Consider the following 15,838-nt stretch of genomic DNA (forward strand, 5'->3'; position numbering starts at 1 on the left):
GCATTTGGCGTGGTCCTCTGACCACGCCCCTCTTCCTCTGATAATCCTCTCTCCCTCTGCCATTCTTCGGTAAAATAACCCCACAAATCATGTTGATTTGTATTAAAAAATTCACCGGAAGAATATGATGAAACACATTACAGGCAAGGCAGCGCTGTTTGCGCTGAGCATGGTTTCGGCTTCAGCATTCGCATCACACTGGGGCTATGAAGGGGAAGGTTCACCGGAACACTGGGGTGAACTGGACGAGGCCTACAAGACCTGCCAGAGCGGGATGAACCAGTCTCCGATAAATATTGATTCGACCGCTAACGCCCATCTCTCCCCGCTGCAAACACACTACATTGATGGTCCTGTAACGCTGACCAATAATGGCCATACCATTCAGGCTAGCGAACAGGCTGACACCCGTGACACCATCACTCTGGACAAGCAAACCTGGACGCTCCAGCAGTTCCACTTCCATGCACCAAGCGAAAACACCGTGCACGGCAAGAAGTACGCGATGGAGATGCATCTGGTACATAAAAACAGCGCGGGTGAGCTGACCGTGGTAGCCGTCATGTTTGATAAAGGGGCTGCGAATCCGGAGCTGGATAAGCTGTGGAGCGTGATGCCGCAGCAGGCTGAACAGAATGTCTCCATTGAGAAGGATCTCAACCTGAACAAGCTGCTGCCGAAGGTGAAAACCTACTGGCGCTTTAGCGGATCTCTGACCACGCCACCGTGTTCTGAAGGGGTCACCTGGATCGTGCTCAAACAGCCGTTAACCGTCTCAGCAGAACAGCTTGAGAAATTTACCCATACCATGCATCACGATAATAACCGCCCGGTACAGTCTCTGCATGGGCGCGTTGTGGTCGAATAACGCCCATTCTGAGGCTTAAGATCATGTTCTAAAATGCGACGCAGATCGCAAAGAAGAGGGAAAATCTGCTGCTAAAAACAGCAGATTATCCCGCTCAGGTAAGCCATTTATTCAGAAATGATGAGAAGTTACGGGAAATTGTAAGCGCTCATAAAATAGCCATTCCTGCCTAACACAATGATTTAAATAGTGAATAATTCTTAACGGAAAGATTGAGCGGCGATTCCTTGATCTACAACAGTGGATTGTTCAAAGTTTGGCCTTTCATCTCGTGCAAAAAATGCGTAATATACGCCGCCTTGCAGTCACAGTATGGTCATTTCTTAACTCATGCGCATCGGACACCACCAGCTTAGAAATCGCCTGATCGCAGCCCCTATGGCAGGTATTACCGACCGGCCGTTCAGGACGCTGTGCTATGAGATGGGAGCCGGTTTAACCGTATCCGAGATGATGTCGTCTAACCCGCAGGTTTGGGAAAGCGATAAATCCCGCCTTCGGATGGTGCACATTGATGAACCCGGTATTCGCACCGTGCAAATTGCCGGAAGCGTGCCTGAAGAGATGGCAGATGCCGCGCGTATCAACGTGGAAAGTGGTGCCCAGATTATTGATATCAATATGGGGTGCCCGGCCAAAAAAGTGAATCGCAAGCTTGCAGGTTCAGCCCTTCTGCAATACCCCGACCAGGTGAAAGCTATCCTGACGGCGGTTGTCAGCGCAGTGGACGTTCCTGTTACGTTAAAGATTCGCACGGGTTGGTCGCCGGAACACCGTAACTGTGTAGAGATTGCCCAACTGGCCGAAGACTGTGGCATTCAGGCCCTGACCATTCATGGACGCACGCGCGCCTGTTTGTTCAACGGTGAAGCTGAATACGACAGCATTCGGGCAGTTAAGCAGAAAGTTTCCATTCCGATTATCGCGAATGGCGACATAACTGACCCGCTTAAAGCCAGAGCGGTGCTCGACTATACGGGAGCTGATGCTCTGATGATAGGACGTGCCGCTCAGGGAAGACCCTGGATCTTTCGGGAAATCCAGCATTATCTGGACACTGGAGAGCTGCTTGCTCCCCTGCCTCTGGCAGAGGTTAAGCGCTTGCTTTGTTCGCATGTTCGGGAACTGCATGACCACTACGGTCAGGCGAAAGGGTACCGAATTGCGCGTAAACACGTTTCCTGGTATCTCCAGGAGCACGCTCCAGATGACCAGTTTCGGCGCACATTCAACGCCATTGAGGATGCCAGCGAACAGCTGGAGGCGTTGGAGGCATACTTCGAAAATCTTGCGTAATGAAATAAAGAGCTGACAGAACTATGTTCGAACAACGCGTAAATTCTGACGTACTGACCGTTTCTACCGTTAACTCTCAGGATCAGGTAACTCAAAAGCCCCTGCGTGACTCGGTTAAACAGGCACTGAAGAACTATTTTGCTCAACTGAACGGTCAGGATGTTAATGACCTGTATGAGCTGGTACTGGCTGAAGTTGAACAGCCACTGTTGGACATGGTGATGCAATACACCCGCGGTAACCAAACCCGCGCTGCGCTGATGATGGGTATCAACCGTGGTACTCTGCGTAAGAAACTGAAAAAATACGGCATGAACTGATACTAGTCAGTTAAATGCTTGTTTAAAAAGGCGCTCTTCGGCATGGGGAAGCGCCTTTTTTATTCCCTGCTTCACTCCGTCAACGCTTTGTAAACCTTCACTTATCCCGCTTTAAAACCGCCGCTTTTGGTGTATATTTCCCCCACTTTACTGGCGCTCTTCTCGCGGAATGACACAATGATTCGTAAATACTGGTGGCTGGTTGTTTTTGCAATCTCCGTTTTGATTTTCGATGCACTTCTGATGCAGTGGATTGAACTGATGAGCACCGAAACCGATAAGTGTCGCAATATGAACTCCGTGAATCCCCTGAAACTCGTAAACTGTTCAGAGCTCGACTAGCCGCCTGATTGCGCAAACTCCCCGTGATTACCCACTAAAAACGGGGATTTAAATCCCTTTGAGCCATTACCCGACGGTGATAATGTCTCGCCCTTCTCAACCGCTCTAGCGTAACCCCACACTCGAGTAGAACCGTCCATGCTGGTCAGCCAATACAACCATATCCTTGTTGTCCTCTCCTTTGTTGTTGCCATCCTTGCCGCGTATACCGCACTGAATATGGCGGCACGTGTCGCCGGGAGTGAGGGTATCGCTGCCCGCGTCTGGCTGGCTGGCGGCGGTATTGCAATGGGCATCGGCGTGTGGGCTATGCATTTTATCGGCATGCTGGCGATGGATCTCTCCATGAGCATGAGCTACAACGCCAGCCTGACGGTGTTATCCATGTTCATCGCCGTCGGATCGTCACTGTTCGCGCTCTGGCTCGTGAGCTGCGATCGGCTACGCTTGCGCCGTCTGCTGCCCGGTGCGCTGGTGATGGGAAGCGGTATTGTTGCCATGCATTACACCGGCATGGCCGCGCTGGAAGTGATGCCCGGGATAATCTGGGACAAGGTCTGGGTGGCCATTTCGGTCGCCATTGCGCTTGCCGCTTCACTCACGGCATTATGGCTGACCTTCCGCCTGCGTCACGACGCCGCGCAGGTCGTGCTGATGCGCACGGGTGCCGCCATCACCATGGGCATAGCCATTGCCGGGATGCACTACGCCGGGATGAAAGCCGCACAGTTTCCGATGTCCACAATGGTTCACCATGAGGGTATCAACGGGAGCTGGCTGGCGGTGCTGGTGAGCGTTGTCGCGCTCTCTATTCTTGGGATTACCCTGTTGGTATCAATGCTGGACGCCCGCCTTCAGGCGCGTACCGCCCTTCTGGCCTCGTCCCTTGCGGAAGCTAACCGGGAACTCGCACAGCTGGCCCTGCACGATACCCTGACGCGGCTGCCCAACCGTATCCTGCTGGAAGACCGACTCGATCAGGCCATCAGCAAAGCCGATCGCGAGGGGACCCATTTTGCCCTGATGTTCATGGATCTCGACGGCTTTAAAGCCATCAATGACGCTTACGGCCATGATGTCGGTGACAAGCTGCTGATTGCCGTAACGGAGCGCCTGCTGCATCTCCTGAAGGGCCAGTTCACCCTGGCACGTATCGGCGGTGATGAGTTTGTTCTGCTGGCTGAGGGGGAAGGCCCGGACGATGCGGCATCGCTGGCGAATTCGCTGGTGCGCGCGATCGATAGCCCGTTCAACCTCGACCACTATGAACTGATGGTCACCCTCAGCATTGGGATCGCGCTGTATCCTCACGACGGCAAAACCGAACGTGAGCTCATGTTTAACGCCGATGCGGCGATGTACCATACCAAGCATATGGGCCGGAACGGTTACCACTTTTTCCAGCCCTCGATGAATACGCTGGCGCAGACCCACCTTCAGTTAATGAACGATCTGTGGATGGCGATCGATCGCAATGAGCTCCGCCTGCTGTATCAGCCAAAATTTCACGCCCCCGCCGGCCCTCTCCTTGGATTTGAGGCGTTATTGCGCTGGCAGCATCCTAAGCAGGGGTTACTGACCCCGGACCTTTTCCTGCCGCTGGCGGAAAAAACGGGGCTGATTATCCCTATCGGCAACTGGGTAATTAATGAAGCCTGTCGCCAGCTGCGTGAATGGCATCTTCAGGGACATCAAAGCTGGTCAATGGCGGTAAACCTGTCGACGCTGCAGTTTGAACAGCCTTCGCTGGTCAACACGGTTCTCAACTGCCTGGCACTTCATCATGTGCCACCAGAAATGTTGATCCTGGAGGTGACGGAAACCACGGCCATGAGCAACCCGGATGAAAGTGTACGGGTGCTGACAGAGCTGACGAAAGCGGGCGTAAAGGCCTCCATTGATGATTTTGGCACCGGCTATTCAAGCCTGCTGTACCTCAAGCGCTTACCCGCCTGTGAATTGAAAATCGACAGGGCGTTCGTGAAAGAGCTCAGTGGAGAAAGCGAGGATGCCACCATTGTCTCCGCGATTGTGGCCCTCGCCAAAACACTCAATCTGAAAGTCGTGGCTGAAGGCGTAGAAACCGAAGCACAGCAGGCCTTTTTGACCGAGTTGGGCTGCAACACCCTTCAGGGTTATCTGTTAGGTAAACCCGTCAGCGCGCAAACCATAGAGGCGCTTTGTGCACGAGGGGAGATGCTACCTGGCGCAGGGCTGTAAGCATCATCATGAGGCGATACGCGAATGACAGGGAGTGTCGCCAGAATGCTATCGACCAGGGCGGGTGCCTGCTGATAAAGATTGAAACTTTCGTTATTCATTAACCAGTTTTTAATTATTCCGCTAAAAAAGCCGTGGAATACGATCAAGGTCAGATCAACATTTACCTTTGGCGAAATGATGTTCCGTGAAATACAGGCCTCCAGCGAGGCACGCAGCGTGTCATAATTGAATCCAATCCGTTTTCTGATGTCTCTCTCTGAAATCATGTCACTGCTAAATTCACATTTATGATACAAAATTTGTAAAAGTGCGCATTGTCGAGGCTCACGCGCAATATACTGCAACGCAGTAATAAATTGCTCACGAAGTATTAACAATGGATCATCACCTTCGGAAAGGGAAAGCCTGTCGCGAATAATGTCGCGAAGCGGTAATTGCTGCTCCCAGATGGCATTAAATATTTCAGCTTTACTGGTGAAGTGCCAATAGATTGCACCGCGCGTCACATTTGCAGCATCCGCGATGTCCGTCAGCGTGGTATTGGCTACGCCACGCGTCGCAAACTGCCCGATAGCCGCCTCAATCAACTGCTGCCGGGTTTGTTGAGCTTCTTCTTTCTTTTTCCGCGCCATAGACAACGACTCGCTACTCACAAAGTTTATACGTAACACAGGTCAGGAGAAAGAAAGTATTCACCAATTCCCGTTTTAGTTTTGCACAAAAAAAGTCAATCTTCTTAATTTATAGTTTAGCTAAATACATATTTAAGTTTAAATTCATGCCATGAATAAATGAGGCACATTAAGCGCTATTTAACTGATTAGCTTGCCGGAAGAAGACAGAGAAATAAACCGAGTCTGATTCTGATTTTTCTGCTCAGACCTTGCCATTCGCACTTATAAATTAAAAAACATTAAATACCCTCATTATTATACGCAGCTACATTTTATTTTTTTATCCCGCTGCCCCTGCTACCGATTCACGCTAAATATCGGTTACCGGGTATTTAAAGGAACAGTAATGACGAATCATTTCAGACGCTTACCCTTAGCCGGTTTCATTGTCTGCGCTGTGCTGCTCTCAGGATGCGATGGCCAGGAAAACCAACAACAACATCCGCAGGCTCCCCAGGTCACTGTGCATATTGTGAAAAGCGCACCGCTGGCTGTCACCACTGAACTCCCGGGCAGAACAGATGCGTTCCGCGTTGCAGAGGTTCGTCCGCAGGTTAGCGGTATTATCCTGCGTCGCAACTTCACGGAGGGCAGCGATGTAAAAGCTGGAGATTCGCTTTACCAGATTGATCCTGCAACCTATCAGGCGGCTTACGACAACGCCAAAGGCGAGCTGGCGAAGGCCCAGGCGGCGGCCAATATTGCTCACCTGACGGTGAAACGTTATCTCCCGCTGGTCGGTACACAGTATGTCAGCAAGCAGGAGTATGACCAGGCCGTGGCCACGGCCCAGCAGGCAGACGCCAGCGTCGTCGCCGCCAAAGCGGGCGTTGAAAGCGCGCGCATCAACCTTGCCTATACCAAAGTGACATCGCCCGTTGATGGTCGCATCGGCAAATCCAGCGTAACGGAAGGGGCGCTGGTCACAAACGGGCAGGCAGCGGCGCTGGCAACGGTTCAGCAGCTTGATCCGATGTATGTCGATGTCACCCAGTCCAGTAATGATTTTTTGCGCCTGAAGCAGACGAGCCTGCAAAAAGGCGATACCACCAGCAGCGTTGAGCTACTGATGGAGAACGGGCAGCCCTATCCGCTGAAAGGCACATTGCAATTCTCAGACGTCACGGTGGATCAAAGTACCGGCTCGATTACCCTGCGCGCCATTTTCCCGAATCCTCAACATCTGCTGTTACCGGGTATGTTCGTTCGCGCCCGGATTGATGAAGGTACGCAGCCGGATGCGATTCTGGTTCCCCAACAAGGCGTGACTCGTACGCCGCGAGGCGATGCCACCGTGATGGTGGTGAACGATAAAAACCAGGTTGAGTCTCGCACCGTCGTTGCGCCTCAGGCGATTGGCGACCGCTGGCTGGTGACGGAAGGGCTGAAAAACGGTGACCGCGTGATTGTCAGCGGGCTACAAAAGGTCAGACCGGGCGTAACCGTCGTCGCTACGCCTGATACCACCACCGCTCCAGCCAGTTAAGGGACGACGACATGGCTAATTTCTTTATTCAGAGACCGGTTTTCGCCTGGGTACTTGCCATCATTTTGATGATTGCTGGTGGGCTGGCCATTCTCAAACTTCCCGTCGCACAGTATCCGACCATTGCGCCTCCCGCCGTGGCGATATCCGCGACCTACCCGGGAGCAGATGCTCAAACGGTGCAGGATACCGTGACCCAGGTTATCGAACAGAACATGAACGGTATCGATAACCTGATGTATATGTCCTCCACCAGCGATTCAGCGGGTAACGTCACGATCACCCTGACCTTCGAGTCCGGAACCGATCCGGACATCGCCCAGGTGCAGGTGCAGAACAAGCTGCAGCTCGCCATGCCGCTGCTGCCGCAAGAGGTGCAGCAGCAGGGGATTGGCGTTGAGAAGTCCAGCAGCAGCTTCCTGCTGGTCGCCGGTTTTGTTTCAGACAACAAAAACCTCACGCAGAATGACATCTCCGACTATGTTGCCTCGAACGTCAAAGATGCCATCAGCCGAACGTCTGGTGTCGGTGACGTGCAGCTGTTCGGCGCCCAATATGCGATGCGTATCTGGCTCGACAGCAATGCGATGAACAAATACCAGCTGACGCCGCTGGATATTATCAACCAGCTGAAAACGCAGAACGACCAGATAGCGGCAGGCCAGTTGGGCGGGACGCCATCCATCCCAGGACAGCAGCTGAATGCCTCGATCATCGCGCAAACCCGCCTGAAATCACCGGAAGAGTTTGGCCGCGTGACGCTCAAGGTGAACCAGGACGGCTCGATGGTGCATCTGAAGGATGTGGCTCGCATTGAGCTGGGTGGCGAAAACTACAACATGGTGACAAAAATCAACGGGCAGGCGGCAACCGGCCTGGGGATTAAGCTGGCAACAGGGGCAAATGCGCTGGATACAGCGGCAGCCATCAAGAGCAAGCTGGCACAACTGCAGCCGTTCTTCCCGCAGGGGCTAAAAGTCGTCTACCCCTATGACACCACACCGTTTGTGAAAATCTCCATCCACGAAGTGGTGAAGACCCTGTTTGAAGCGATTATTCTCGTCTTCCTGGTTATGTATCTGTTCCTGCAAAACCTGCGGGCAACGCTCATCCCGACTATCGCGGTTCCGGTCGTTCTGCTGGGTACCTTCGCGGTTCTGGCGGCGTTCGGTTTCTCCATCAATACCCTGACAATGTTCGGCATGGTGCTGGCGATAGGTCTGCTGGTTGATGACGCTATCGTGGTCGTTGAGAACGTTGAACGCGTCATGGTCGAGGACAAGCTGCCGCCGAAAGAGGCTACGCAGAAATCGATGGGACAGATCCAGGGGGCACTGGTGGGGATCGCCATGGTGCTCTCGGCGGTCTTTATCCCGATGGCCTTCTTTGGCGGCTCGACGGGGGCGATCTATCGCCAGTTCTCGCTAACTATCGTTTCCGCTATGGCATTGTCAGTACTGGTTGCGCTAATCCTGACGCCAGCGCTCTGTGCAACGTTGCTTAAGCCCGTATCCGCCGATCATCATGAGAAAAAAGGGGGTTTCTTCGGCTGGTTTAATGCGCTCTTTGATAAGAGCGTTGAGCACTACAGTAACAGCGTGAGCGGTATCTTGCGCAAGACCGGACGCTATCTGTTGGTGTACGTCATTATTGTCGGTGGAATGGCGGTGCTCTTCCTGCGCTTACCGACCTCCTTCCTCCCCGAAGAGGATCAGGGGGTGTTTATGACAATGGTTCAACTCCCCGCAGGTGCAACCCAGACGCGTACTCAGCAGGTTCTCGACCAGGTTCAGGACTACTACCTGAACAAAGAGAAAGCAAATGTTGAATCCGTCTTTACCGTAAACGGCTTTAGCTTTAGCGGCCAGGGTCAGAACTCCGGTATTGCCTTCATCAGCCTGAAGCCCTGGGAAGAGCGTCCTGGGGCGGAAAATGGCGTTGAAGCCATTGTGGGTCGCGCGACAAAAGCTTTCAGTCAGATTAAAGACGGCCTTGTATTCCCGTTTAACCTGCCCGCTATTATTGAGTTAGGTACCGCAACGGGCTTCGACTTTGAACTTATCGATCAGGCAAACCTGGGGCATACCCAGCTGACGCAGGCACGTAACCAGCTGCTCGGCATGGTGAAAGAGCATCCTGACCTGCTGGTGCGCGTACGTCCAAACGGCCTTGAAGATACGCCTCAGTTCAAACTGGATGTCGATCAGGAGAAAGCACAGGCGCTGGGCGTTAGTCTTTCTGACGTCAACCAGACGATTTCGACGGCCTTAGGGGGCACCTATGTGAATGACTTTATCGATCATGGCCGCGTGAAAAAAGTCTATGTACAGGCCGACGCGAAATTCCGTATGTTGCCAGGGGATATTAACAACCTTTATGTGCGCAGCGCGAACGGGGAAATGGTGCCGTTCTCAGCCTTTAGCAACGCTCACTGGGTTTATGGTTCACCTCGTCTGGAGCGCTACAACGGAATGCCTTCGATGGAGATCCTCGGCGAATCAGCCCCGGGTAAAAGTACCGGTGAGGCCATGGCTATGATGGAAAGCCTCGCGGCAAAATTGCCTTCCGGCATCGGTTATGACTGGACGGGAATGTCTTACCAGGAGCGACTTTCAGGTAACCAGGCGCCTGCACTGTACGCCATTTCACTGATCGTGGTGTTCCTGTGTCTGGCAGCGCTGTATGAAAGCTGGTCCATTCCGTTCTCCGTTATGCTGGTTGTGCCGTTGGGGGTCATCGGGGCCCTTCTCGCAGCCTCGCTGCGCGGGTTAAACAATGACGTCTATTTCCAGGTCGGCCTGCTGACCACAATTGGTCTGTCGGCGAAAAACGCCATCCTGATCGTCGAATTTGCTAAAGACCTGATGGAGAAAGAAGGTAAAGGCATCATTGAAGCTACGCTTGAAGCGTCAAGGATGCGCCTTCGACCGATCCTGATGACCTCACTGGCCTTTATCCTTGGCGTCATGCCGCTGGTGATCAGTACCGGAGCCGGGAGCGGTGCGCAAAACGCCGTCGGTACGGGTGTGATGGGGGGAATGCTTTCCGCAACGCTTCTGGCGATTTTCTTCGTGCCCGTCTTCTTTGTGGTTGTTCGTCGACGCTTTACCCGCCATAAAGATTAACATTTCCCTAAAAAGGCACCTCTGGTGCCTTTTTTATTTTTAACATAAACAATGAATTAGGCATTAAGCAAAAGCCATGTTAAAAATACAGTGATTTGCATTAAGTAAAAATACTCTCTTACCCCTTCATAATTTCTCCATTAATTCGTCCGGAAATCGATTTTTCTCCACGATTTTTACAAACTACATAATTTGAGATTATTCCTCGTGTAACGCGGACTTACCCCGGTGGTAAAATAACCTCTAGTTCGTTAATTGCCCTCCTGGCTTTATAGCGGACGAGAAATATTACTGAGGTAACATCATGAAAAGATTCATTTCCGTTGCACTACTCGCTGCGCTGCTTGCTGGTTGCGCGCACGACTCTCCATGTGTACCGGTTTACGACGACCAGGGCCGACTGGTTCATACCAATACCTGTATGAAAGGCACCACCCAGGACAACTGGGAAACAGCAGGTGCGATCGCTGGCGGCGCTGCCGCAGTGGCGGGCTTGACGCTGGGTATTGTTGCCCTGACGAAGTAACATCAGTTAAGAAAGCGCGGCTCTGGCCGCGCTTTTGCTTTTAATCAGTGCACTATTTTCAAAGAAGTAAAAAAATAGCCCCGTATTTATTCGTGCCTTTCATTTCAGCCTGAAGCCAGTCACATCTTTTTCGTACACTTTTTTAAATTACCTGTTCTATTGTGATGATTTTCACACATTAATATTATTGAATATCCTGCCAATATTCACTCTGGAAACTATCTCTTCTTTTTTCTGGCGCGCCTCAAAACTTTTGCTCCAATTTGTGGCACAGGTTGTAATTTCGCACCGTTTCAGGGCGCTCGTTTTATTTAAGCCTGTCTACACTCAGCATTAAGCGTTCACTCATCTCTTATTTTGCCGAACGCAAAACTGGCATTACGTTTGCTTTATAAACGTTGGCCAAAGCCACAGACAGGTAAAGCGTTTAAAAAACGCCTCTATAACGATAAATTTCGCCACACAGGAAGCATTATGAAAAAGACGATGATAGCCAGCCTGGCCGCTGCAGGCTTGATGTTTGCCGTAGCCGGTCAAGCCCATGCGGGAACGACACTGGATGCCGTTAAAAAGAAAGGTTTTGTTCAATGTGGTATCAGTGACGGTTTGCCTGGCTTCTCTTATGCCGATGCGAACGGCAAATTTACCGGTATTGATGTAGATGTCTGCCGTGGTGTTGCCGCCGCCGTTTTTGGCGATGACAGCAAGGTAAAATATACCCCGCTGACGGCAAAAGAACGCTTTACGGCACTGCAGTCCGGCGAGGTTGACATGCTCTCCCGTAATACCACCTGGACCTCCTCCCGCGACGCGGGTATGGGGATGTCATTTACGGGCGTGACCTATTATGACGGGATCGGCTTCCTGACCCACAATAAAGCAGGCCTGAAAAGCGCCAAAGAGCTGGATGGTGCGACCGTTTGTATTCAGGCGGGTACCGATACCGAGCTGAACGTCGCCGATTATTTCAAAGCAAATAACATGAAATACACGCCAGTGACATTCGACCGCTCGGATGAGTCGGCTAAAGCGCTGGAATCCGGCCGTTGCGACACGCTGGCCTCTGACCAGTCACAGCTGTATGCCTTACGCATTAAGCTGAGCAATCCGGCAGAGTGGATTGTCCTGCCTGAAGTGATCTCCAAAGAACCTCTCGGCCCTGTCGTTCGTCGCGGCGATGAAGACTGGTTCTCTATTGTTCGCTGGACGCTGTTTGCCATGCTGAACGCAGAAGAGATGGGCATCAACTCGAAAAACGTGGATGAGAAAGCGGCTAACCCATCTAACCCGGATATGGCGCACCTGCTGGGTAAAGAAGGCGATTTCGGCAAGGATCTGAAGCTGGATAACAAGTGGGCCTACAACATCATCAAACAGGTGGGCAACTACTCTGAGATCTTTGAACGCAACGTGGGATCGGAAAGCCCGCTGAAGATCAAACGCGGCCAGAACAATCTCTGGAACAACGGCGGTATTCAGTACGCGCCACCAGTACGTTAAGTCATAGCTGTAACGGGCACTGCTCATGCAGTGCCCACTCCAGAGTCATGGTTACTGAGGTTTCTTTATGTCCCATCGCCGCTCAGCCGTAAAAGGATCGCTATCCTTTTCTCATCCCGCGGTCCGCGCCTGGCTATTCCAGATTATTGCTATTGTTGCGGTTGTTCTCATCGCCGTGTATCTCATCCACAACACCATCACCAACCTGAACAATCGCGGCATTACCTCCGGTTTTGCGTTTTTGGATCGCAGCGCGGGCTTTGGCATTGTTCAGCATCTTATTGATTACCAGGAAGGTGACACGTACGGACGCGTATTCGTGGTCGGTTTACTGAATACGCTGTTGGTATCGGCGCTTTGTATCGTCTTCGCGTCGATACTGGGCTTCTTTATTGGCCTGGCACGTCTTTCAGAAAACTGGCTCCTGCGGAAGCTTTCGACGGTTTATATCGAGACGTTCCGCAATATCCCCCCGCTGCTGCAGATCTTCTTCTGGTATTTCGCCGTACTGCGTAACCTTCCTGGTCCCCGTCAGGCCGTCGACGCGTTTGAGCTGTTTTTCCTGAGTAACCGTGGGTTGTCCATTCCTTCTCCTCAGCCGGGCGAAGGACTGTATGCTTTCATCGGCGCAATTGTGATAGCGCTTGCCCTCTCCGCTGGGGTATTCCGTTTTAACCGCAAGCATCAGATCAAAACCGGTCAGCTTCGTAGAACCTGGCCCACCGCAGTCATCCTGATCGTTAGCCTGCCGCTAGTGGCACACTGGCTGTTTGGCGCCGCGTTGCACTGGGATGTTCCTCATCTGCGAGGCTTTAACTTCCAGGGGGGAATGGTGTTAATTCCTGAACTGGCGGCCCTGACATTGGCGCTATCGATTTATACCTCAGCCTTTATCGCTGAGATTATTCGTGCCGGGATCCAGGCCGTCCCGCACGGGCAACACGAAGCGGCACGCTCATTAGGATTACCGCATACGGTGACGCTTCGCCAGGTCATTATTCCGCAGGCGTTGCGGGTCATCATTCCGCCTCTGACCAGCCAGTATCTCAACATTGTCAAAAACTCGTCGCTGGCCGCCGCTATTGGTTACCCGGATATGGTGTCACTCTTCGCCGGAACCGTGCTTAACCAGACCGGACAAGCCATTGAAACCATCGCCATCACCATGTCTGTCTATCTCATCATCAGCCTGGTAATTTCACTGCTGATGAACCTCTATAACCGTCGTATAGCACTGGTCGAGCGCTAAGGATCTATGATGACAAAAGCGATACTGTCGCACGCCTCGCGCCCTGCCAACTCGACAGGTGGACGTTTCATTCTCTGGGCGCGAAAGAATCTGTTCTCCAGCTGGAGTAACAGCCTGCTGACGATTGTCTGCCTGTGGCTCATGTGGGAATTGATTCCTCCCCTGCTGAACTGGGCGTTTTTACAGGCCAACTGGGTCGGTTCAACCCGAGCTGACTGTACAAAAGCCGGTGCCTGCTGGGTGTTTATTCATGAACGTTTCGGTCAGTTCATGTATGGATTGTATCCGCATGAACAGCGCTGGCGGATTAATCTCGCGCTGGTTATCGGCCTGCTCTCTGTTGCGGTCATGTTCTGGAAAAAGCTGCCTCATCGTGGACGCTATATTGCCGTCTGGGCAGTGGTTTATCCAATTATTGTCTGGGTGCTCTTGTATGGCGGTTCTCTGGGGCTGGAACGCGTTGAAACACGCCAGTGGGGCGGACTGACGCTGACGTTGATTATCGCGTCAGTGGGGATAGCCGGTGCTCTGCCGTGGGGGATTTTACTTGCCCTCGGACGGCGTTCAAAAATGCCGATCGTTCGCGTGCTCTCCGTTATCTTCATTGAGTTCTGGCGCGGCGTGCCGCTTATTACCGTTCTCTTTATGTCGTCAGTCATGCTGCCGCTGTTTATGGCAGAAGGGACAACGATCGACAAACTAATTCGTGCCCTGGTCGGGGTGATTCTCTTCCAGTCCGCCTATGTCGCTGAAGTTGTGCGCGGTGGTCTGCAGGCGTTGCCTAAAGGCCAGTACGAAGCGGCGGAATCACTGGCTCTCGGTTACTGGAAAACGCAGGGACTGGTGATTCTTCCACAAGCACTCAAGCTGGTCATCCCGGGCCTGGTCAACACGATCATTGCCCTCTTCAAGGATACCAGCCTGGTGATCATCATCGGGTTGTTCGATCTCTTTAGCAGCGTACAACAGGCAACCGTTGACCCTGTCTGGTTGGGTATGTCCACCGAAGGATATGTCTTTGCTGCCCTAATCTACTGGATCTTTTGTTTTAGCATGTCGCGCTACAGCCAGCATCTGGAAAAGCGCTTTAACACCGGGCGTACACCGCACTGAGGAAAATATGAGCCAAATAACTATGACACCCGCCGACGCGATGATTACGCTGGAAGACGTGAACAAATGGTACGGACAGTTTCATGTCCTGAAAGACATTAATCTTAAGGTCAAACAGGGCGAACGCATTGTCCTGTGCGGCCCGTCCGGCTCCGGGAAATCCACAACCATTCGCTGTATTAACCACCTTGAAGAGCATCAGCAAGGACGCATCGTGGTTGATGGTATCGAGCTGAATGAAGATATCCGCAATATCGAACGCGTGCGTCAGGAAGTGGGAATGGTATTTCAGCACTTTAATCTGTTTCCGCACCTGACCGTTCTGCAGAACTGTACGCTTGCGCCGATTTGGGTACGAAAGATGCCGAAAAAGGAAGCCGAGGCGTTGGCAATGCACTATCTGGAGCGTGTACGTATCGCAGAGCATGCCAATAAGTTTCCCGGTCAGATATCGGGTGGACAGCAGCAGCGAGTGGCTATCGCTCGTTCACTGTGTATGAAACCGAAAATTATGCTGTTTGATGAACCGACATCTGCCCTCGATCCGGAAATGGTGAAGGAGGTTCTGGATACCATGATTGGACTGGCACAATCCGGCATGACCATGCTGTGTGTCACGCATGAGATGGGGTTCGCGCGAACCGTGGCTGACCGGGTGATCTTTATGGATCGTGGGGAGATTGTTGAGCAGGCGCCGCCGGATGAGTTCTTTGCGCATCCGAAATCAGAACGTACGCGCGCATTCCTGTCGCAGGTGATTCACTGATCAGCTCTTTTTGCCCGGTGGCGCTGCGCTTACCGGGCCTACCGTTTTCACGAGAATCATAACGCAAAAAGGCCATCCTTTCGGATGGCCTTCTCACTTATTTGATGTCTGGCAGTTCCCTACTCTCACATGGGGAGACCCCACACTACCATCGGCGCTACGGCGTTTCACTTCTGAGTTCGGCATGGGGTCAGGTGGGACCACCGCGCTAAAGCCGCCAGACAAATTCTTTTACTTCTTGCCGAACTTTAACCTAAGTATAAAGTGGTGCTGATACCCAGAGTCGAACTGGGGACCTCACCCTTACCAAGGGTGCGCTCTACCAACTGAGCCATATCAGCACGCTAAAT

At 52.3% G+C, this 15,838-nt stretch carries 13 protein-coding genes, 1 tRNA gene and 1 rRNA gene; 12 read left to right on the plus strand and 3 right to left on the minus strand.

Features of this window, described 5'->3' with window-relative positions; translation table 11 throughout:
• The first annotated feature begins 127 nt into the window (after positions 1-127).
• From N6P30_RS04755 to N6P30_RS04775, 5 genes are all read left to right on the plus strand, one after another.
• On the plus strand, positions 128-868 hold the full coding sequence (locus tag N6P30_RS04755; protein WP_021242291.1) for a carbonic anhydrase: 741 nt from the start codon (positions 128-130) through the stop codon (positions 866-868).
• A 330-nt stretch (positions 869-1,198) separates the two neighbouring features.
• On the plus strand, positions 1,199-2,164 hold the full coding sequence (gene dusB, locus N6P30_RS04760; protein ID WP_008502861.1) for a tRNA dihydrouridine synthase DusB: 966 nt from the start codon (positions 1,199-1,201) through the stop codon (positions 2,162-2,164).
• A gap of 23 nt (positions 2,165-2,187) precedes the next feature.
• A complete protein-coding gene (gene fis, locus N6P30_RS04765; protein ID WP_000462905.1) occupies positions 2,188-2,484 on the plus strand; it encodes a DNA-binding transcriptional regulator Fis in 297 nt (98 codons plus the stop codon).
• A 177-nt stretch (positions 2,485-2,661) separates the two neighbouring features.
• Complete coding sequence (locus N6P30_RS04770; protein WP_008502862.1) at positions 2,662-2,826, plus strand: DUF2556 family protein; 165 nt, start codon at positions 2,662-2,664, stop codon at positions 2,824-2,826.
• Between the two features lie 138 nt (positions 2,827-2,964).
• Positions 2,965-5,046 carry a putative bifunctional diguanylate cyclase/phosphodiesterase gene (locus N6P30_RS04775; protein ID WP_023294689.1) on the plus strand — a complete coding sequence of 694 codons (2,082 nt, stop codon included), beginning with the start codon at positions 2,965-2,967 and terminating at the stop codon, positions 5,044-5,046.
• Here the strand turns inward: N6P30_RS04775 and envR are convergent.
• Positions 4,962-5,681, minus strand: coding sequence for an acrEF/envCD operon transcriptional regulator (envR, locus tag N6P30_RS04780; RefSeq protein WP_008502864.1), 720 nt, complete (start codon positions 5,679-5,681; stop codon positions 4,962-4,964). The genes N6P30_RS04775 and envR overlap by 85 nt on opposite strands.
• Before the next feature lie 388 nt (positions 5,682-6,069).
• Here envR and N6P30_RS04785 point away from each other — a divergent pair, with 388 nt between their 5' ends.
• The 7 genes from N6P30_RS04785 (at position 6,070) to N6P30_RS04815 (ending at position 15,488) form a co-directional block, all read left to right on the plus strand.
• A complete protein-coding gene (locus tag N6P30_RS04785; RefSeq protein WP_023294690.1) occupies positions 6,070-7,209 on the plus strand; it encodes an efflux RND transporter periplasmic adaptor subunit in 1,140 nt (379 codons plus the stop codon).
• Positions 7,210-7,220: 11 nt separating this feature from the next.
• The gene (locus N6P30_RS04790) at positions 7,221-10,334 is read left to right on the plus strand and encodes an efflux RND transporter permease subunit (protein ID WP_023294691.1); all 3,114 of its coding nucleotides are present in this window, start codon (positions 7,221-7,223) and stop codon (positions 10,332-10,334) included.
• Between the two features lie 304 nt (positions 10,335-10,638).
• The gene (locus N6P30_RS04795; RefSeq protein ID WP_008502867.1) at positions 10,639-10,860 is read left to right on the plus strand and encodes a lipoprotein; all 222 of its coding nucleotides are present in this window, start codon (positions 10,639-10,641) and stop codon (positions 10,858-10,860) included.
• A gap of 474 nt (positions 10,861-11,334) precedes the next feature.
• Complete coding sequence (locus N6P30_RS04800; RefSeq protein WP_008502868.1) at positions 11,335-12,360, plus strand: amino acid ABC transporter substrate-binding protein; 1,026 nt, start codon at positions 11,335-11,337, stop codon at positions 12,358-12,360.
• 67 nt (positions 12,361-12,427) lie between these two features.
• Positions 12,428-13,609, plus strand: a complete 1,182-nt coding sequence (locus N6P30_RS04805; RefSeq protein ID WP_008502869.1) for an amino acid ABC transporter permease — start codon at positions 12,428-12,430, stop codon at positions 13,607-13,609.
• Between the two features lie 9 nt (positions 13,610-13,618).
• Positions 13,619-14,722: an amino acid ABC transporter permease gene (locus N6P30_RS04810; RefSeq protein WP_023294693.1), complete on the plus strand. Its 1,104-nt coding sequence runs from the start codon at positions 13,619-13,621 to the stop codon at positions 14,720-14,722.
• Positions 14,723-14,729: 7 nt separating this feature from the next.
• Positions 14,730-15,488, plus strand: coding sequence for an amino acid ABC transporter ATP-binding protein (locus N6P30_RS04815; protein WP_008502871.1), 759 nt, complete (start codon positions 14,730-14,732; stop codon positions 15,486-15,488).
• 106 nt (positions 15,489-15,594) lie between these two features.
• Here N6P30_RS04815 and rrf read toward each other — a convergent pair.
• Both rrf and N6P30_RS04825 read right to left on the minus strand, forming a co-directional pair.
• A 5S ribosomal RNA gene (rrf, locus tag N6P30_RS04820) occupies positions 15,595-15,710 on the minus strand.
• Positions 15,711-15,753: 43 nt separating this feature from the next.
• Positions 15,754-15,829 (minus strand) — tRNA-Thr (locus N6P30_RS04825).
• Positions 15,830-15,838 lie beyond the last annotated feature (9 nt).

The sequence above is a fragment of the Enterobacter sp. PL1 genome, assembly GCF_945957325.1.
Lineage (GTDB): Bacteria > Pseudomonadota > Gammaproteobacteria > Enterobacterales > Enterobacteriaceae > Enterobacter > Enterobacter roggenkampii.